Genomic DNA, 20,243 nt, shown 5'->3' with positions numbered 1-20,243 from the left:
AGGTAGATTGCCGCCACTCTTTTTGGCTTGAACGCCTTATTATTAACCGTTTTGGAGGTCGCTGTGGAAATTGCATGCCTGGATTTGGAAGGGGTATTGGTACCTGAGATTTGGATTGAATTTGCGAAAGCCACTGGTATCGAAGAACTCAAAGCTACCACTCGCGATATTCCTGATTATGACGTACTAATGAAACAGCGTCTGCGCATATTGGAACAACACAATCTCGGATTGAAAGAAATTCAAGACGTAATCGCGACCCTTAAACCATTAGATGGTGCAGTTGAGTTTGTAGATTGGCTGCGTGAGCGTTTTCAGGTAATTATTCTATCTGATACGTTTTATGAATTCTCTCAGCCATTGATGCGTCAATTAGGTTTTCCGACGTTACTGTGTCACCGTCTCAATGTAGATGAGCGTGGTATGGTGGTAGGTTACACCTTGCGTCAGCGCGATCCAAAACGTCAATCAGTGTTGGCATTGCAGACTCTCTATTATCGCATTATTGCAGCGGGCGACTCATATAATGACACGACTATGCTGGCTGAAGCGGATCAGGGAATTCTATTCCATGCGCCGCAAAATGTGATTGACCAATTTCCACAATTCCCGGCTGTTCACACTTACGAAGATTTGAAAACAGAATTTATCAAAGCTAGCAATCGTCAACTCTCTTTATAATTTTCGATGCAAATTTTGGTGTTGGAAAAGGGCCGATTATTCGGCCCTTTTTTATTCTGGCCTATTTGCGCTAGTTCGATTTTTGGTAGCACCAGGATTATCCCTTTCCTATTTTTATCCATAACGCCTTGTCACCATAAAAAATAATAAGTCGTTGGACTTATTTTGCCCACTTTAATGATGTTGTCCTCCTCAAAACCTTTATAAATCAATTAATTAAAAGCGAGTCGCTTTTCTGTCGAAACTGAGCCGGAGCATTTTATGTACGGCGCCAAAGTGAAGCGACGGGGTGGTTCGCTTGGGCGACTATTGCTCCACTGGTATCTGAAAAGATATTCAATCAGGTCGGATCAGTACACGAAGAGGCCCTGGTTTAGAGAGATTTACGAAGGACGCTGACCCGTCTCAATGGACGAGCCATCTACATTGGAAAGACATCCAAATGTTTGGTTGAGGGGTTCAAGTGCAAGACCACGCTACCCACGAGAAATATAACTAACTAGAAATAAAAGTCCGAGGAGGACGTTGTTATGTTCATAAAATCAAAAATGTCGTTGGCGGTGGTTGCAGCCATGACCTCGACCCTGATGCTGGGGAGCGCACATGCGGCCGAAACAGACGCCGATGAAAAGCTGGAAGAAATTGTTGTTACCGGTATTGCTGCGAGCTTGGCGCGCGCTATTGATAAGAAGCGTACGTCTGATTTGGTATCAGACAGCATCACAGCAGAAGATTTGGGTAAATTTCCTGATAACAACGTCGCCGACTCGCTGCAACGTATCCCCGGTGTAGCGATTGATCGCTCCGGTGGTGAGGGGCGTTTTGTGAGTATTCGTGGCCTTGGCCCGGATTTTACTGCGGTGTCGATCAACGGCCGTTCACCGGCAACTGAAAACGAGGACCGCGCATTCAGTTTCGATACGCTCGCATCTGAATTGGTGCGCACGGTTGATGTATTCAAAACCTCCAATGCTGGTCTTAAAGAGGGTGGTTTGGGCGGTACTATTAATATCGTTACTGCGCGTCCTTTTGATTTTGATGGTTTTCACGCAGCAGGTAGTATCAAAGGTATTTACGAAGAGAATAGTGAGGACACTAGCCCACAGGGTTCCTTGGTTATCAGCAATACGTTCAACGATGCCAAGTTCGGCGTGCTGGCATCGTTGACTTACCAAGAGCGCTCCAGTGCTAAATACACCGTTGAAAACGAACATATTTCCAAAACCATCGAAGAGCCATTTTTAAACTTCACCAATCCTTCGCAAGGATGGGCGGGCGGTTACGCATACTCAGGTGATGGTTTGGAAGAAGATACTTACCGCATCCAGAGTTTGTATGCCGGTATCACCAACGAAACGCGTGAGCGTATTGGTGGCAATTTGGTGCTGCAATTACAAGCTACCGATGATCTCGTGCTGACTGCCGATATTATCCATTCGAAGTACGACACTTCCACTTCAAAATATTCAACCGGCTCTTACATGTGGGCGCCGACTTTATCGCCTGTGAATAAGGTTGATGAGCACGGTTACTACAATGTGATCAACCACGGTTACGACGTTGGTTACAACATCACTGGTTACGCGCATTTGTTGACGACCACCGAGCGTCCAACTGAATCAAATGTGGGTGGATTTAATGCAGCTTGGGATATTTCTGACGAATGGAAAATGATCGCGGATATTTCCATGTCCGATGCGATTCTTGATAACCGTGGTCTGGATCGTTTGTACATCGTGGAGTTTTTGGATAGACCCGGTTATATCATGACTTCCAACGGTGGCATTCCTACCCTTGAGTATGCAGATCCGGCTGCTATTACACCTGAAATGGGCAGCGTGAATATGAAAGATTTGCGTGCGCGTATTAATTCGAATGATGGTATTTACAATAAAGCTAAAAACCATGAGTTCAAGGTTGATTTCGAGTGGTCTCCAATTGACTCATTTCTCTCGCAAGTAAAGTTTGGTGCTAACAATGCCGTTGCAGAAAAAACTACCGAATACTGGTCAACACCTGATTTGATTCGTCGTATGTATCACGGTTTGGCAACACAACAAGTAATGGATACCGATTCCATTATTAAGGGTGTTTTAAAACCGGGTAACGTATTTGGTGGCCTGAACGGTGATGTTTATATGATTGACCCGGTTGCCTATCGCAACTGGATGGCAGAAAACATTGATGGTCGTACCCGCGCGGATACACCTGCCGGCATCGCATCAAAAGCAGCGTTCATTGCTAACGGAAATAGTTGGGATGCGGTTAAATCCAACGACTCTTCCACTATTGAAGAAGACGTTACCTCTTTCTATTTAGATGTTGCAGCTGATACTGAAGTTTTCGCAATGCCGTTGCATTTGTCGGGTGGCGTGCGTTACACCGATACCGCGTTGACATCTTCAGGTACTACACAAGTATTGGTCGGCCTTGAGCGTGAAGCTGCTGAACCAGGCAGACCACCATCGCCCTGGTTGGTGCAGCAATTCGCAGATGAAGCCGGTACCGCTGTTGCGATGAAAAATGATTACGACAATTGGTTACCATCACTTAATGCGCGCCTTGAAGTCACTGATGATTTTTATGTTCGCGCTGCATTCAGCGAGACATTAACTCGCCCAACATTGACTGCGTTGGCTCCATATACGTCATATCAGACAACGACTACCTCAGTCCGCACGGCGCGCGGTAACAACCCGAATCTCAAACCATTTTTATCGCAAAACCTGGACTTGTCATTTGAGTACTACTACGGCGATGCAAATATGTTTGCTATCGCTTTGTACAAAAAAGAGATTGATGATTATATCGTGACCATGAGTTTGCCGGAAACGTTTGAAAGCATTGTTACCGTTGAAGATCCTGATTGGAGAAATTTTACTGTTACACGCCCACAAAACGGTGAAACGGCCACTATTGAAGGTGCTGAAATTAACTGGACTCATGTGTTTGATAACGGTTTTGGTTTCTCAGGTAATTACACCTTTGTGAACAGCAATGCATCACTGAGCGCAGCAGGAGCAATCCAAACATTTGCGTTGCCAGGCATCAGTGATACCGGAAACGCTACGGTTTTCTACGATAAAGATGGTCTGCAATTGCGTGTTGCCTATAACTACCGGACCGAATTTCTCGGCCGTGTATCTAACGGACCAAGCAGCGAACCTGTCCATTATGACGCTTACGGGGCGTTCGATGTCAGTGCGAGCTACGACCTGACAGAACAATTTACCGTGTTTGTCGAGGGCAGCAACGTCACCGGTGAAACAGTCAACAAATATGGCCGCTACAAAAACCAGTTCATCGGTTTTGAAGATACCGGCGCGTTGTACACATTTGGCGTTCGTGCCAAATTCTAAAAGTCTCTCGTCGTGACTCCCGTTTGCCCGGCTTCGGCCGGGCCTTTTTACCCTTTTGTATGAAATTTGTATTGAACAGGATTTGCTGCGTAATGGACCACATCTTTGCTGTAGATAAAGGCAAGCACACAATAATTTTTTTGCTTATCCGATAAAGGTGTCATATGAAAAACTTACTCGCTGCTTCTTTTATAAAAATATCTTTTCTATTTATCGCTGCTTTTTTCCTGAGTAATTTTGCAAGTGCCCAACAAACATGTAATGCGTTTGTAGGCGGTAGCTGTACACAAATTAATGCAATGTACGTCAAGCTGGATTCAACCAGCCGAATTGCCGGTGTGTTAGGCAATACCACTGCAGAAAATGCAATGCTCAAATTCGCGCGCGACAATGGGATTAACTATCTCATTATGTATGACCTGCAAGGGTTGGTCGCTAACTCGACTCGTGCTACCCAATTGGCATCGCTCATTTCGCGCGCTAAAACCCAGTATGGTGTGCAACAGATTGGTGCTGCATTAGCTGAATCGCATTTTGCAGACAATATTGTTGCTTACAACAATAGCCATGTTGCTAATGAAAGAATTGATGTGTTGAATGTTGAACGTGAGTTTTGGCGCTCCACTACCAATCGCGCGGCCGAATTCGATGCGACCATTAATATCCTTAACTATTTTAAAACTGTCGCCATCGCTAATAATTTAATTACTGAGATTTATATCGGCTGGATTACCGCAACGGAAGGTGTTCGCCTTGGCGATGCGGTTGATCGTGTGCTGGTTCATTATTATCGCCAGACAGATACGGACATCATTAATTACGGTATAGAGCGTTTGCAATATCTCGCCGGTGCGAGTCGCAAAGTCAAAGTGATACCCATTTTTTCCAATGAAGGCCCATCGACAACTGATGATGCAGAAACTTATTTTATGGGCAATTGGTTGGCAACTAATCCCAACGACAAAGCCTATAAAAGCTGGCTTGCGGGCTATAACGCCATTACGGCTAATTGGAAAAATAATATTGAGGTGATTGGTTCCAACTGGTTTCTCTATAACCACTTTCCGGCAATCTACGCTTCAAGACCCAATCACATTACCAGCAATCCCGCTAACCAAACTGCATGTGTCGGCCAGACAAAAACCTTTACGGTAGCCAGCTCGGCAACCAATAAAAATTACTGCTGGCTTAAAAATGGCAAATGCCTGGTAAATGGCGGAAATATATCGGGTGCGCGCACTGCCTCATTGGTTATATCCAATATCACTGCGCAGGATTTTGCAAATTACGCGGCACGGGTTATTAGTTATGACACTGCTAATCCCACCAGCTTCACCTCAACGGCTGCGAATTTAACATCAGCTACAAGTTGCAGTGGTTCAATAAATCTTGCGCTAGGAAAACCAGTTACCGCTTCATCATTTATTGCGGCGGGATATGAGCCAGCAAAAGTTGTCGATGGCAATACCACTACAACCCGTTGGGCAAGTGCATATTCGGGCTCGCAATGGATTCAAGTAGATTTGGGATCGGTAGCTGCAATTTCCCGCGTGAAGCTGACGTGGGATCCTGCTTACGCTACCGATTATCAAATATTGATTTCCAATAATGGCAACACTTGGACGACGCTGCGCTCCTATACGGGTAATACCAGTCTTGTGAATGATCACACCGGCTTAAATACATCTGCTCGCTACGTCAGGATTAATGGCACTGGCAAAGCGTTGCCTCAATGGGGATTTTCTTTGTACGAGTTTGAAGTCTATTGATTCCATATTTAATCAATGCCGCTTTTTTTGATTTGCTCCATTGCGGAGCTGTTGTAGAGGTAAAAGAAGAATGTTGAAAAAATATATGTTATGCATGGGGCTTGCTCTATCTGCTGGCCCTGTATTCGCTGATCTATCATCCAGTGATCTTAAAAACTTTGGTAATAGTGCTGAGTTGCGCTTCGGGGTTGTGAGCAATTTCGGTCAGGAAGGTGTGTTTAAAGCGCTGGTTACCGTTAATAACAATTCTTCCGTTGCACTGCCGAAAGGAAAATCCAATTGGAAAATCTATATCCATTCGGTCAAGCGCGTTTTATCGACAGCTTCCACTGAATTAACCTTTAAGCGTTTGCAAGGGGATCTTTACGAAATTGCACCTACCGATAAATTCCCAGGCTTGGCAGTCGGGAGTTCATTGCAATTTCCATACACTGCGCGTGGTCACATTGTCAGTTACAGCGATTTTATGCCGCGTGCTTTTATCGCTAATACGGCAGGTGATTCAGCCGTATTTGCTAATACTGATACCGAAGAGCTTGTAAAGTTTGTCGATCCATTTATTAAGCCGGAACAATTTTTACGTTTTGATATTCCCAGGGATCTTTACCCTGTAGTAACGACCAAAAGCCGTTATCAAGATAATATGGTGATTAATCAGTTGGGATTGAGTAGTGACCAAGTAAAAATCGTTCCCACCCCGAAAAACGTAACTTATAGCAAGGGCAGTGCACAACTTGATAGTCATTGGGCGATTGTTGAAGTTGGCGGGCTTGCATTTGAAGCGAATTATTTGCAGCAGCGGTTACGCGAGTCGGGCCTGATACTGGAGAGTAGTGTCGCCAATAGTAGCTCCAAAAAACAACTTATTGAGCTGAGCATTGATAAAAAAATTACCAATCCTGAAGCTTACGAGTTGAACATAACCAGCGAAAAAGTATTCATTTCTGCCGGCACGCCAACGGGAATTTTCTACGGAGTGCAAAGCTTCCTGAGCTTGCTGCCTGCCGAAAAATCAGTTGCGCAATCCATTCCCGCTTTGCGTGTTTTCGATGAGCCTCGTGCCCAGTGGCGTGGCATGCACTACGATATCGCGCGTAACTTTCACGGCAAAGACTCGGTGCTTGCGCTTGTTGAACAGATGGGACGTTACAAGCTGAATAAACTTCATTTGCATGCTACCGAAGATGAAGGCTGGCGAATTGAAATTCCCGGTTTGCCAGAATTGACTGAAGTAGGGGCATTTCGCTGTTTTGATCCAACGGAAACAAAATGCTTGATGCCGCAATTGGGTAATGGTCCAAATAAAACATCGGTTGGTAATGGGTATTTAACCGCTGCAGATGTTACCGAAATCGTTAAGTTTGCTGCACAGCGCCATATTGAAGTTGTTCCTGAAATTGATATGCCGGGTCACTCGCGCGCTGCAATTAAATCGATGGAAGCGCGCTACAAAAAGTTTATGGCTGCAGGTAATAAAGAAGCCGCAGAGCAATATTTATTGAGCGATCCGCAAGATAAATCCCAGTACATGACAGTACAAAGTTATGCCGATAATTCAGTCAATGTGTGTTTGCCATCTACCTATACCTTCATCGAGAAGGTGACTTATGAACTACAGCAAATGTACCGCAAAGCCGGTCAGAAGCTGGATGTGTTTCATATGGGTGGCGATGAAGTTGGTGTAGGTTCATGGACTGCATCGCCCGCATGTGACCGATTGTTCGCTAACAATGATCGAGGTGTTACCGGTGTTGCTGATCTCAAACCTTATTTTGTGCAGCGTATTTCAGAAATTACCAACAAACGCGGCCTCGATATTATGGGATGGGAAGATGGGTTGATGTATGACCCGAACAACACTTTTAATCGCGAGCAATTACAGAATAAACGTGTGATCGCTAATGCATGGGATAATATTTGGGAAGCTGGTGTGGCTGATCGCGCGCACCGTTTAGCTAACAATGGTTACGACGTTGTTATTTCCGGTGCGACCCATTTGTATTTTGACCATCCACACGAAGCGAGTGCAGGGGAGCGCGGCTATCATTGGGCAACACGTTATACCGACCTCGCAAAAGTATTTGGTTTTATGCCAGATAATTTGTATGCCAATGCGGATAGGACATTTACCGGCGCTGAGATTACCAACCTGGATGGTTTGGTCGGCCGCATTTTGCCTCCTCTTAAAAAACCTGAACATGTTCTTGGGATGCAAGGTCAGGTGTGGACTGAAACGATTAGAACCAAAGAGCAATTGCAGACCATGGTTTTCCCACGAGTAATGGTGTTGGCAGAGCGTGCATGGTTTAAGGCGGGCTGGGAAGGTGATACTCCGAATACGGAAAAACGCACAGCCGAGTGGAGGGATTTTTCTTCGGTACTGGTTACAAAAGAATTACCAAAGTTGGAACAAGCAGGCGCTAAATTCTATTTACCTCCACCGGGTGGGTTAAGAACCAACGGAAAACTTAGTGCAAACAGTTCATTGCCTGGACTTGCAATTGAATACAGCACCAATGGTGGTAAGTCATGGTTTACTTATCAATCTGAAGTGGATGTCGGTAGCTCGCCGGTGCTCCTGCGTAGCCGGGTTGCCTCAGTTGTCAGTGAGACCGCTACTTTGGATTAATAATTTATTTATTACTTATTTTAAAACTGTAAGCATAAACATTAAGGTTATACACAATGTTACGCAATTTATTTATATTCAGTGCTTTTTTAACTTTGGCCGCATGCGGTGGTGGTTCCGCTGCGGTCAAAAATAACAGTAGCAGTTATGTACCTGCGAACTCATCCAGCGCTGCACCCAGTTCGGTAGCCTCGTCAGTTATTTCATCTACCGGATCTTCAATCGCATCATCAATCTCAAGTCAACCAGATATTGCCGCTGAAAATATTTATGGTTTATATGTGTCGCTCCACATGGGGCGTACTGACCAGCTTTTGGGTAATGCCCAACGTGAAGAGCAATTCCTGAAATTTGTTCGTGACGGTGGTTTCACCTACCTGATTTTTTACGAATTGGAAGGTCTTAATCCAACGTCAGTAAAAGCACAGCAGTTCGCATCACTTGTTAATCGCGCTAAATCGACGGCGGGTGTTAAGCAAATTGGCGCCGCTTTGGGTGATGCCAGTGAGGCAGAAACCGTTGTTGCTTACAATAATGGTCGTCCGGAATCTGAACGCATTAATGTGTTAAATGTTGAATATGAATTCTGGAACAAAACTGATCGTAAAACAGAATTTGCCAAAACCATTTCAATGCTGGAGCGGTTTAACACGGTTGCTATGGCAAACCAGTTAATGACAGAAATCTACATTGGTTGGATAGAGGCAACGGAAGCGGTAACTCTGGCTAACGTGACAGATCGGATTTTGGTTCATTACTACATGCAAACGGATACCACTATTATTAATTTCGGTCTTGAACGTCTCGAGTGGTTTTCTGCCGCAAGTCGCAAGGTAAAAATCGCTCCTATTTTTTCTAATGAGGGTCCAAAAAATACTAATGATTTACCGTTTATGGGTTGTTGGTTAGAGAAAAACCCACATCAGCAGGCTTATCAATCCTGGAAGGCCCAGTACGATGCGCTTGATAAACCCTGGAAAGCGAATATTGAGGTCATAGGTTCAACCTGGTTCGTTTATGATAAGTTCCTGGACGTAGGTACCAACGGAACCGGCTGTGCCAAGTAATTTTTAATCGATCCTTTGGGTAATACAAAAGTATGACCGCGATAGCAAGTCAGCATGAACAGGAACTAATACAGGATTCCGCAAGGGTTGCGCTAATCAAGGGCAATTATCAGGAAGCTTATGGGATGTTAACCAAAGCTGTTAACCAGTATCCCGATGATGCTGGCTTCTATTTTTTGTTAAGCCGGATTGCGTACGATTTCAAAAGCTATATCAAAGAAGTTGAGATGCTGACAAAAGCAAATCGACTTGAGCCAGATAATCCGGTATTTGCTGTTTATCTGGCGCGAGCACACATTTTGGCGGGTAACAGTGTTGAGGCTGTTAATTTGCTTTCCCATGCCGAGCAAATATTAAATCATACCGCCGAATCTTTTGATGTAATGGGCGGCACTTACAATCGCCTTTGTATGTATCAACAAGCCGCGAATGCGTTTGAAAAGTCCATCAAACTTGATCAGCGAAACCATGGTGTATTTTTTAACCTGGCGTCATCATTAAAATTCTGTGGTGATTTTGCAGGTGCGCGAGCAGCTTACGAACGCGCGATTGCTTTAAAACCTGACTACTTTAAAGCGCATGCTGCGCTGACCAGCTTGGGCGGAATTACTCTTGAGTCCAATCATGTTGATCGTTTACGTGAACTGTTAGATGTTGCATCATCTTCAGATGATCTTTTGGCTATTGCACACGCTTTATCCAAAGAGTTGGAGGCGTTAAAGCAATACGATGAGTCAATCGCTGTGCTTACCAAAGCCAAACGGCAAAAAAGCCACACACTTGGTTATCAATTTGAGCGTGACGCGATAATATTTTCACAACTACAACAGTATTACTCTGAAAAACCGGCGGACGATAAACCGGGCTGCGATAATGAGCGCGCTATTTTTGTCGTGGGCATGCCGCGTACAGGAACTACATTGGTTGAGCGCATACTCACCAACCATCACCAAGTTGCCTCCAGCGGCGAGCTGCATAATTTTTCCATTGCATTAAAACGTCAAATCAAGTCTACCAGCCGCGAGTTTATTGATGCAGCGTTTGTTGATGCCTTTCCAAATATTGACTTTACGCAATTGGGTGAGGATTACATCAACACTACTGATTATTTAACCGGCGATAAGAAATTCCTTGTCGATAAGCTGCCGCTTAATATTCTCTATGCCGGTTTGATTCCGAGAGCCCTTCCAAAAGCAAAGATTGTGTGTCTGGACCGAAATCCGCTGGATACGATTACCAGTAACTATCGCCAATTATTCAGCTTTCAGGATGCGACTTTCGGCTACTCGCTCGATCTGGAAAACGCTGCATGTTACTACGTCGAGTTCAGGCGGTTGGTGAATTTACTGCAGGAAAAATTTGCGAGTAATTTTTATCTCGTCAATTACGAAGCACTTGCTACTAATCCCGATGTCGAGATCCGGAAATTACTGCAATTTTGTGGGTTAGATTGGGATGAAGCATGTTTGCATGTAGAGCAGAATGATAAGCCGGTTGCCACTGCCAGTGCTGTGCAAGTCAGGAAGCCTATATCCACTTCCAGTATTGGGCAGTGGAAGCATTACTGTGCTTATCTTGAGCCTGTCAAAAAAATCCTCACGCAAGCAGGCATTGCTATTTCCGAGTAACGCTTTTATTCATTCCCGTTCGGCCGCTATTGCGGCCGCTCTACCGAGAAGTGTTTGCGCAGGGCCTCGCGGCGAAACTCGGTGGGTGATATTCCGGTTAAACGTTTAAAGAAACGCTGGAATGCCGATTTGCTGTTGAATCCCGACTCTAACAAAATATCCATGATGGTCATGTCTTTGTATTTTTCGTCAGAAAGGTAACGCTTGGATTCTTCAATCCGATACGAATTAATGAATTCAAAAAAATTGGTGCCAAAGGCTTTGTTAATGGCAAAGGAAACGTCGCGGTAGGGGACGCCAATCTTTGCCGAAAATTGTTCGACGTTCAGGCTTTGGTTGAGATAAAGCTTTTGATTGACAATCCCGTCCATAATTTTTCCAATAGTGGAATCCAGTGGCTTGGTATCTACAGGTGCTGAGGATTTTTCTTTTGGATCTTCAAACTCTTCTTCTTCCTTGGTGGTGGTGAGGTTTTGTGCATGTGAAATACTGTAGTAGAACAGCGCGATCAATAAAATGAAATTCAGGTAGTTATCCGTAACACCAAATGGCAATCGATAAAAGTACGCTAGTATGCTCAACAACAGTGTCCATGCGCCAGCCAATACAAATCCCAGTGTTAAATAATATAACCACCAAAGCGCAGCCTCATTAACTTCCGAGTGCTGTTGGCGCAGCATTTTATGGTAGCGCCATACTGTGTAAGTAGCGGCGATAAAATATCCCAGCGGAATAATTTTAAGTGAATACCAAAGATTATCTATGACTTGATAGAGCAGTGCATCAATACCAAATGTATCGAGTTTCATCTGATTCATATCAATATCGAAACTACTGATTATCACCATTACGGAAAATGTAGGAAGCAGGTGTAAAAGATGAATTCGCTTTAATTGAAAATTTTCTTCAGTAATACTGCGCACATACAGGAGGAGTAAAGGAGCCTTTAACAACATGGCACCACAGTAAAAATAGGGTACAAGAGTGGTGCTAAGTGCAGCTTGTGGAATGTATTCATTCCATATGAGCATAACGCCAATATCCGATAGCGTAAGGCAGAGAAAAAACCCCGCTAACAAGGCTTTGGTAAGTGGTTTTTTGGCAGGCAGAATCGGTTGGAATAACGCCAGGATTAAACTCAAACCAATCGCTAGAATGAGAATAATATCGTTTAAATTAAAAATGGGAGTAAGCATTAATAATTGGCCTGGCACAGCAGCTAATAGTAATCGAGCCACCATAGTACATCAGGTAGTGGCTTCAAAAACATCCCTTTCCGTAGGATGTTTATGGTCGTTGTACACCTTATTATTTTTAATGGGATTAGCACTTGAATAGTGCAAAAAATTAATGACCGAAAATGCAATAACTAAAAATTCGGTTCATTACTATTAATCCACTTTACTCCCGGCAATTGGTTTTATGTCCACTTATTCACTTCATCCCTATCAGCGTTGCAATGCCTAACAAAATAAACAGTACGCATGCAGCTTTATGCGCGAAGCCAAGTGGCAATTTATCCATTAACCATTTGCCTGCAAAAATGACGGGTACATTGGCAATCAACATGCCAAGCGTTGTGCCTGCAATAACAGCGCAAGTCATCCATATATCAGCACTGAATTTTGCGGCAAGGATGACGGTGGCGATTTGGGTTTTATCGCCAATTTCGGCGAGAAAAAATAGTACGAGTGTCGCGACGAAGGGACCGTATTGAGCGAAGCGCCCCATATCCTCATCTTCTTTGTCGGGAATCAATAGCCAGAGGGCGATGGCGAAGAAGCTGCCACTGATAATCCACTTGATCCATTCCGGCGGTATGAAATCAACAAGCACGGCACCGAGCCAGGCTGACAGCGCATGATTGACGAGCGTGGCGACTAAAACGCCGAGGCTAATGAGATAAGGCCGGCCATAGCGCGCAGCGAGGAACAGGGCAAGCAACTGGGTTTTATCGCCTATTTCTGCAATGGCGACAGCAAACGTTGAACTTAGGAAGGCTTCCATAAAAATAACCTGGGCGGGATAGACAGCATGAGATACAACCGCAGTCCCGCCGGGGCTACAGTAGTATCTCAGGTCTCATCAATCCGGTGAGTGCTGTAAAGCACATCAAAGGACGCTTTTGCCATGCCCCATTCTCTGGTCAGGAATGTTGCAAGTATGTTGACAAAAGCGCTCAGCGATAAGGATGCAAGCATCGATTTGCTGGAGCAGATTACTCCCCCGAGAGAGTGCGCGCATTATAGGGATCCATGATTAATGCGACAAGCGCAATTTGCCTGGGCAGCCAATAGTTTGACTTTGGCAGCGTCTGGGTCTCGCTAACACGCTGAATTATAAACAATAAATATCTTGGCATTCACCTTGCAATTACCCCTGTAAGTTCGCTTTTTAAGACTTTTCTCCGCTGTTTTATTGACGGTAGGGGTTCTGGATTGGGAAGTAGTTGTCGAGACGGGGTTTTTATGACGCAAGCAGTTTCCAATGTAATCAAGGTCACCAGTACGACCAAGGCGCGTGCCGGGATATTGGCTGCCAATTCAGAAGAGCCGATTGTTGCTCCCCTGATTGATAAAGGTATTGCCGAGAAAGGCCAGGATCTGCGTAGCGCATTTGAATTGTTTAACCAGATGTCCGAGCAACTGGCCGATTCGTACCATCTTCTGGAAAACCGCGTTGCTGAGTTGAACGAAGAATTATCTACGCTAAGCAATCGCCGTTTGGCTGAGCTGGCGGAAAAAGAGAAGCTGGCTAACCGTCTTGAAAGTTTACTGAATTTCTTGCCGGGTGGTGTAGTGGTACTGGATTCTTCCGGCCGCGTCTCCGAATCCAACCCTGCTGCAACTGACTTGCTCGGCGAGCCTCTACAAGGCGAATTGTGGCGTGATGTTATCGCGCGTAGTTTTGCTCCGCGTCAGGATGATGGTCATGAGGTCTCATTGCGTGACGGTCGTCGTATCAGTATCCAGACCCGTAACCTGGGAGCGGACGGACAAATTATTTTGCTGACTGACCAAACCGAAACCCGTCGTTTGCAAAGTGAGTTAAGTCGCCATGAACGTTTATCTGCCTTGGGCAAAATGATGGGTGCGCTCGCACATCAAATCCGCACACCATTGTCGTCCGCCATTTTGTATGCCGGTCATTTATGCAATGGCAAATTAGACGGTGAGCGTCGTCAACAATTTTCCGAAAAAATTCTTGGGCGATTGAATAATATCGAGCGCCAAGTACAAGATATGTTGTTTTACGTGAAGGGTGAGTTGGCGTTGAACGATGTCATTAGCGTTGCGCAATTGCAGGCGGATTTGGCCGAGGCGATGGAGGTGCCGTTAATGACCAGTGAATCGTGTTGCGAGTGGGTTATTAATTGCCGCGAACAATATATCCAGTGTAATCGCGATGCATTGATCGGTGCGTTATTGAATCTGGTGAACAACGCAATTCAGGCAGTAGATCGCAAAGCAGTATTGCGGATTGAATTTAATACCTATCCACAAGCATTGAATGATCCAAAACTCAACTCCGAAGAGCCGCATTTGTGGATTCGCGTGTGCGACAAAGGGCCGGGAATGCCAGCTGAACTACTCTCGTCGGTCGGTGATTTATTTGTCACCACCAAAGCCCAAGGGACAGGTTTGGGATTAAGTGTGGTGAAAGCGGTTGTGCGCGCGCATCACGGAAAATTTTTATTGCAATCAACGGTAGGTAAGGGCACTTGTGCAAGTTTGCTTTTACCTTTCGCGACTTTTACATCCTAGGGGAATAATCATGGCTTTAGCATTGCAACAAGCTGAATTTGAAAATGCGATCAAGGTGCTGGTTGTTGAAGATGACAACAATCTCCGCGAGGCATTAACAGACACGCTGCAACTGGCAGATTATTCCGTGATTGCCGTGAATAGCGGCGAAGAGGCGCTTAAACAACTGGCGTTATTCAGTGATATTCGCATGATCGTTTCTGACGTGAATATGGGCGGCATGACCGGCCATGATTTGTTGCGCAATGTGAAGCAGGATTATCCGCAAATTCCAATGATGTTGATTACCGCTTATGCCAGCATCAGTGAATCAGTTGATGCAATGAAACAGGGCGCGGTTGATTATCTGGTTAAACCTTTTGCACCGCAAACCCTGGTAGAAACCGTAGCGCGTCATTTGGGTGTGGCACAATTCTCAGGCGACGAACCCGTTGCTATGGCGCCATCCAGTAAACAACTGTTGCAGTTGGCGCAGCGCGTTGCGCAATCAGATTCTACTGTACTTGTGGTAGGCGAATCGGGTACCGGTAAAGAAGTGCTGGCGCGCTATATTCACGACCATTCACCGCGTCGCAACCAACCTTTTATTGCGATTAACTGTGCAGCAATTCCCGAGAATATGCTGGAAGCCATGTTGTTTGGTCACGAAAAAGGCGCGTACACCGGGGCACACACCAGCAGCCCGGGTAAATTCGAGCAGGCCAATGGCGGCACCTTGTTACTCGATGAAATTTCAGAAATGGATATCGGCCTACAGGCAAAATTATTGCGCGTATTGCAAGAGCGTGAAGTAGAACGTTTGGGTGGGCGCAAAACGATTAAATTGAACGTGCGTGTTATTGCGACATCCAACCGCGATATGCGCAATGAAGTTGTCGCCGGAAAATTCCGTGAAGACTTGTATTACCGTTTAAGTGTATTACCACTGCAATGGGCGCCATTGCGCGACCGTATGGAGGATATTATTCCGCTTGCTGAGAAACTCCTGCAAAAACATGCGCACAAACAAAATCGTCGCGGGGTGAATTTGTCAGTATCGGCGCAGCAAATGTTGCTCGCTTATCCATGGCCCGGCAATGTGCGTGAGCTGGATAATATTATGCAACGTGCGCTGATTTTGCAGGCGGGGAAATCAATCCAGGCAGAAGATTTGGGCTTGGGCGCAAATGGGCCTTATTCGCAAAGCCCGGTACATTACAGTCAAAAACCGAATTTATTAGAGGCAGCACAGGCGATTAATCCGGTGGCGGAATTTGAGCCGACTTATGATCCCCAGCCGTCATTTGCAGCGCAAGCATTTGCCAATGCCAGCTATCGCGCCAGTCAATTTTCTGTCGGTAATGTGGTGGCGGATAATATCGCACTGATCAGCGGTCAGCCGGTGCAACATTCATCGCTGAATAATCCAGCCTTGGGCAATGACCTCAAACAGCGCGAGTATGAAATTATTATGAACACCTTGCGTAACGAACGTGGTAGCCGCAAAAATACCGCCGAGCGCTTGGGGATCAGTGCACGTACCTTGCGTTACAAAATTGCGCGCTTGCGTGAAGAAGGATATGAAATTACGGAGTGATACAATGCGCTCGGCTTGCACGGGCGAATAAACTGTAGGGGCGCTGCTTGCTGCGCCCGATTTACCGGATAAAAGAAAACCCTGGGCGCGGCAAGCAGCGCCCCTACGTTCAATTGCGCTGGCAGTTTAATGCAGATAGTCGAATTCGTATTCGCAGGTTTCCCGTCTTAATTTTTTCTCTTCCCGCTTTTCTTCCAATTTGCGGCGACATTCCATGTTTCGGCGGATTTGCTGTTTCTTGCTTTTTGATACGACTACATCGGCAATAAAACTCGCCATCGCATTCTCAATCAACTCCAACTCACTTGGCATATTCAATTCGTTCACGGGGGAAGCTCCTTAATGTGGGTGGACTGGCTGGATATTAGTGATACTGAATGACAATGCGGTTAAAGATCTGCGACAAATTGATTAAGGTTCATGCGTGTTTGGGGCAAGTTTTTGCCGTGCGGCAAGGGTTGGCCTGCTTTGTGCAAAATCTCCTGCAAAGATAGATTTGGTCCTATTTAATGCCAAATTATTGTCACTGTGAATTACGTAAATGAAATTGCTTTTTGGAGAGCCACATCATGACTGAGCGCGTAGATATCAATCGCTTGTTGGGCGATATGCGTAGTTTGAAGGCGCAAACTCAAGTATTTCAGCGCCCACAAGGTGTGGGCGATACTCCTGCCGGTATGCGCAGCCTCGGCGCTCTGCCGGTAGAAGGTACAACTAAAGCTCCAACTTTCGGCGATTTAATGACGCAAGCAGTGAATAAAGTGAATGACGTACAGAAGACTTCCAGCGCTATGGCGGAAGCTTATGAAAAAGGTGTTGCCGGTGTGGACATTACCGACGTAATGATCGCCTCGCAAAAAGCATCGGTTTCGTTTCAGGCGATGGTGCAAGTGCGCAATAAATTAATTGATGCTTATCGCGATGTGATGAATATGCCGATTTAATCTTTGCTGATTATTTGTCGCTGTACAACCGGTTAATTGCTTTCAAATATTTCGTTTAAGGTGTTGTGATTATGGCTACGACCGCCAATCCTGAATCAGATAATCTGCCAGCCAAAACAAAAGTGGGTGGGGATTTTTTAGAAGGTTTAAGCAACCTGAATTTGCTGCGCCAGGTTGGCTTGATGATCACACTTGCCGCGAGCGTTGCGATTGGTTTTGCTATCGTAATGTGGATGCAAGGGGATGATTATCGCCCGCTCTACGGCCGTATGGATAATCTGGATGCTGGCAACGTGGTGGATGTGCTTGAGCAGAACCGGATTAAATTTAAAGTCGATCAAAACAGCGGCGCAATTTTGGTTGCGAGCGAAGACGTGCATATGGCGCGTTTGAAACTTGCTGAATTTGGTTTGCCATCAAGTCCTAACAAGGGTTTTGAGTTGATGGACAAAGAGCAGCCACTGGGCACCAGTCAGTTCGTGGAAAATACCCGCTACCAGCGCAGTATTGAAGGCGAGTTGGCTCGCACCATCACCAGTATTACCAGCATTCGCAGTGCACGTGTGCATTTGGCAATTCCAAAGAAAACTGTTTTTGTACGCGATGCCGCCAACCCCACTGCTTCTGTATTTGTAGAAGTATTTGCCGGTAGAAGTGTTGATCCTTCGCAAGTAAAAGCCATTATGAATCTGGTTGCATCGTCTGTTCCCGGTATGAAAATGGCGGACGTGACTGTGGTAGACCAACACGGCAATTTAATTTCGACTGGTGAGGAAAGCACCGATTTATTGATGGCAGCCAAACAGCACCAATATTCAAAAGAAGTTGAAAGCAGTGTTATCAAACGTATCAACGGCATTCTGGAGCCTGTTGTTGGCGGCGGTAAGTTCCGTGCAGAAGTGAGCGCTGATATTGATTTCACCGCGGTAGAGCAAGCGGCAGAAACATTTAACCCTGATTTGCCTGCAATTCGCTCCGAGCAAACATTGAATGAAACCCGCCGCGCTGGCGATGTTGCTGCGGGTATTCCCGGTGCGCTGACTAATCAGCCACCGGGCACTGCCGCAGCACCTGAGCAAATTGACCCTGCGACAGGTCAGCCGGTTGCAGCACCACAGCCGACCAATAATCGTGAACAGGCGACCCGTAACTATGAATTGGACCGCACCGTCAGTTACACCAAACATCAGCAAGGCAGTTTGAAGCGCTTGACGGTTGCGGTAGTTGTTGATGATAAAGTAGTCAGAAATGCCGATGGTACAGAAACTCATGTACCCTGGACCGAGAATGAACTGGAACGCTTGTCTATACTGGTACGGGATGCAGTAGGTTTCAGTGCTGTGCGGGGCGATAGCGTCAATGTATTGAATTCTCCCTTTGCCAATCGCGTCGAAGATCCGAATGTGGGAATGAATGAAATTCCCTGGTGGGAGCAGTGGATTGTTCCCAATATGAAATATATTGCCAGTGTGCTGGTAATTTTACTGATCGTATTTGGCCTATTGCGCCCGATGTTTAAAAGCCTGTCCAAGCAAGGAGGTGCCTTGGCTGAGGAGGAAGAGGCGCGCCAATTAGCGGCTCTGGAAGCGGCAGGCGCAGCCGGTTTGGATGGCATGTCGGATGAAACCGTAACCCTGACTGGCGGACACGCACTGTTATTGCCTGGGCCCGAACAAGGTTACGAAGAGCAAATTAACGCAATTAAAGGTTTGATTGCCGACGATCCGGGCCGTGTTGCCCAGGTTGTGAAAAAGTGGATAAATCGCGATGACTGATGCCAACGATAAAGCGGTCGCTACCAAGCCCGCACTAAAAATGCGCTATGTAGATCAAGCGGCGATTTTGTTAATGTCGCTGGGTGAATCCGACGCTGCAGAGATTCTCAAGCACATGGGGCCAAAAGAAGTGCAGCGCATTGGTGCTGCGATGACCCAATTGCAAAATGTGCAGCAGTCTGAAGTGCAGGCTGTGTTGGGAAATTTTCTTGACGAAGTGCGCACCCTGACAGGTTTGGGTGTGGGAGCCGACAATTACATTCGCAAAATGCTGGTTACCGCATTGGGCGAAGATAAAGCGAACAGTTTGATCGATCGTATTTTGATTGGTGGCAACACTACCGGTTTGGACACGCTTAAATGGATGGAAGCGCGTTCAGTTGCCGATATTATTCGTAACGAACACCCGCAGATCCAGGCAATTGTTATCGCTTATCTGGATTCAGACCAATCAGCTGAAATCCTTGGTTATTTCCCGGAAAAAGTGCGTCTTGATATCATGATGCGCGTCGCTTCTTTGGATACCGTTCAACCAAGTGCGTTGCAGGAATTAAACGATATCCTGGAAAAACAATTCTCCGGTAATGCTGCATCGCAAACCAAAGCTATGGGCGGTTATAAAGTGGCGGCGGAAATTATGAATAACCTGGATGGTTCAATCGAAGCCGAGTTGATGGAAGGTATTAAAGAAATCGATGAGGATATGGGGAATCAAATCCAGGACCTTATGTTTGTATTTGAAAACCTTAAAGAAGTGGACGACCGCGGCATTCAATCGCTGTTACGCGAAGTATCTTCCGATGTATTGGTTATCGCACTCAAAGGTGCGGATGATGAATTGAAAGAAAAAATATTCAAGAATATGTCCAAACGTGCGGCGGAGTTGTTGCGCGACGATTTGGAAACCAAACCACCTATGCGCTTGGCGGATGTGGAAGCGGCGCAGAAAGAAATCCTTATTACTGCACGCCGCATGGCCGACGCTGGCGAAATTATGTTGGGCGGTGGCGGCGACCAAATGGTTTAATCAAATCTCCTGTTTCGCTTGAGA

The 20,243-nt window shown here is 45.8% G+C and carries 14 protein-coding genes; 11 read left to right on the top strand and 3 right to left on the bottom strand.

Features of this window, described 5'->3' with window-relative positions:
* Positions 1–63 precede the first annotated feature (63 nt).
* The 6 genes from thrH (at position 64) to AC1RJL_RS17280 (ending at position 11,133) form a co-directional block, all read left to right on the top strand.
* The gene (gene thrH / locus AC1RJL_RS17305) at positions 64–681 is read left to right on the top strand and encodes a bifunctional phosphoserine phosphatase/homoserine phosphotransferase ThrH (protein WP_492916299.1); all 618 of its coding nucleotides are present in this window, start codon (positions 64–66) and stop codon (positions 679–681) included.
* Between the two features lie 530 nt (positions 682–1,211).
* On the top strand, positions 1,212–4,040 hold the full coding sequence (locus tag AC1RJL_RS17300; RefSeq protein WP_492916297.1) for a TonB-dependent receptor: 2,829 nt from the start codon (positions 1,212–1,214) through the stop codon (positions 4,038–4,040).
* Between the two features lie 164 nt (positions 4,041–4,204).
* Entirely contained in the window at positions 4,205–5,809 is a 1,605-nt protein-coding gene (locus AC1RJL_RS17295) for a discoidin domain-containing protein (RefSeq protein WP_492916295.1), read from the top strand.
* A gap of 70 nt (positions 5,810–5,879) precedes the next feature.
* Positions 5,880–8,438, top strand: a complete 2,559-nt coding sequence (locus AC1RJL_RS17290; RefSeq protein ID WP_492916293.1) for a beta-N-acetylhexosaminidase — start codon at positions 5,880–5,882, stop codon at positions 8,436–8,438.
* A gap of 56 nt (positions 8,439–8,494) precedes the next feature.
* Positions 8,495–9,505, top strand: a complete 1,011-nt coding sequence (locus AC1RJL_RS17285; RefSeq protein ID WP_492916291.1) for a hypothetical protein — start codon at positions 8,495–8,497, stop codon at positions 9,503–9,505.
* 125 nt (positions 9,506–9,630) lie between these two features.
* Positions 9,631–11,133, top strand: a complete 1,503-nt coding sequence (locus AC1RJL_RS17280; protein ID WP_492916289.1) for a tetratricopeptide repeat-containing sulfotransferase family protein — start codon at positions 9,631–9,633, stop codon at positions 11,131–11,133.
* A 26-nt stretch (positions 11,134–11,159) separates the two neighbouring features.
* Here the strand turns inward: AC1RJL_RS17280 and AC1RJL_RS17275 are convergent, their stop codons facing one another.
* Positions 11,160–12,329 (bottom strand): helix-turn-helix domain-containing protein, encoded by a 1,170-nt coding sequence (locus AC1RJL_RS17275; RefSeq protein WP_492916287.1) that lies wholly within the window; start codon positions 12,327–12,329, stop codon positions 11,160–11,162.
* Between the two features lie 238 nt (positions 12,330–12,567).
* On the bottom strand, positions 12,568–13,140 hold the full coding sequence (locus AC1RJL_RS17270; protein WP_492916285.1) for a TMEM165/GDT1 family protein: 573 nt from the start codon (positions 13,138–13,140) through the stop codon (positions 12,568–12,570).
* Positions 13,141–13,601: 461 nt separating this feature from the next.
* Here AC1RJL_RS17270 and AC1RJL_RS17265 point away from each other — a divergent pair, with 461 nt between their 5' ends.
* Both AC1RJL_RS17265 and AC1RJL_RS17260 read left to right on the top strand, forming a co-directional pair.
* Positions 13,602–14,897, top strand: coding sequence for a sensor histidine kinase (locus tag AC1RJL_RS17265; RefSeq protein ID WP_492916283.1), 1,296 nt, complete (start codon positions 13,602–13,604; stop codon positions 14,895–14,897).
* 10 nt (positions 14,898–14,907) lie between these two features.
* Positions 14,908–16,473, top strand: coding sequence for a sigma-54-dependent transcriptional regulator (locus tag AC1RJL_RS17260; protein ID WP_492916280.1), 1,566 nt, complete (start codon positions 14,908–14,910; stop codon positions 16,471–16,473).
* A gap of 126 nt (positions 16,474–16,599) precedes the next feature.
* Here AC1RJL_RS17260 and AC1RJL_RS17255 read toward each other — a convergent pair whose 3' ends face one another.
* The gene (locus AC1RJL_RS17255) at positions 16,600–16,800 is read right to left on the bottom strand and encodes a PA3496 family putative envelope integrity protein (protein WP_435786173.1); all 201 of its coding nucleotides are present in this window, start codon (positions 16,798–16,800) and stop codon (positions 16,600–16,602) included.
* Between the two features lie 242 nt (positions 16,801–17,042).
* Here AC1RJL_RS17255 and fliE point away from each other — a divergent pair, with 242 nt between their 5' ends.
* From fliE to fliG, 3 genes are all read left to right on the top strand, one after another.
* Positions 17,043–17,417, top strand: a complete 375-nt coding sequence (fliE, locus tag AC1RJL_RS17250; protein ID WP_492916278.1) for a flagellar hook-basal body complex protein FliE — start codon at positions 17,043–17,045, stop codon at positions 17,415–17,417.
* Positions 17,418–17,488: 71 nt separating this feature from the next.
* On the top strand, positions 17,489–19,192 hold the full coding sequence (gene fliF, locus AC1RJL_RS17245) for a flagellar basal-body MS-ring/collar protein FliF (protein ID WP_492916277.1): 1,704 nt from the start codon (positions 17,489–17,491) through the stop codon (positions 19,190–19,192).
* Positions 19,185–20,219, top strand: a complete 1,035-nt coding sequence (fliG, locus tag AC1RJL_RS17240; protein WP_492916275.1) for a flagellar motor switch protein FliG — start codon at positions 19,185–19,187, stop codon at positions 20,217–20,219. The genes fliF and fliG overlap by 8 nt, the downstream gene beginning before the upstream one ends.
* The last annotated feature ends 24 nt before the right edge of the window (positions 20,220–20,243 follow it).

Source organism: Cellvibrio sp. GW822-FHT04B05, from assembly GCF_058800985.1.
Note: the sequence above shows the minus strand (reverse complement) of the source record. Positions and strands in the feature narration are given on the sequence as shown.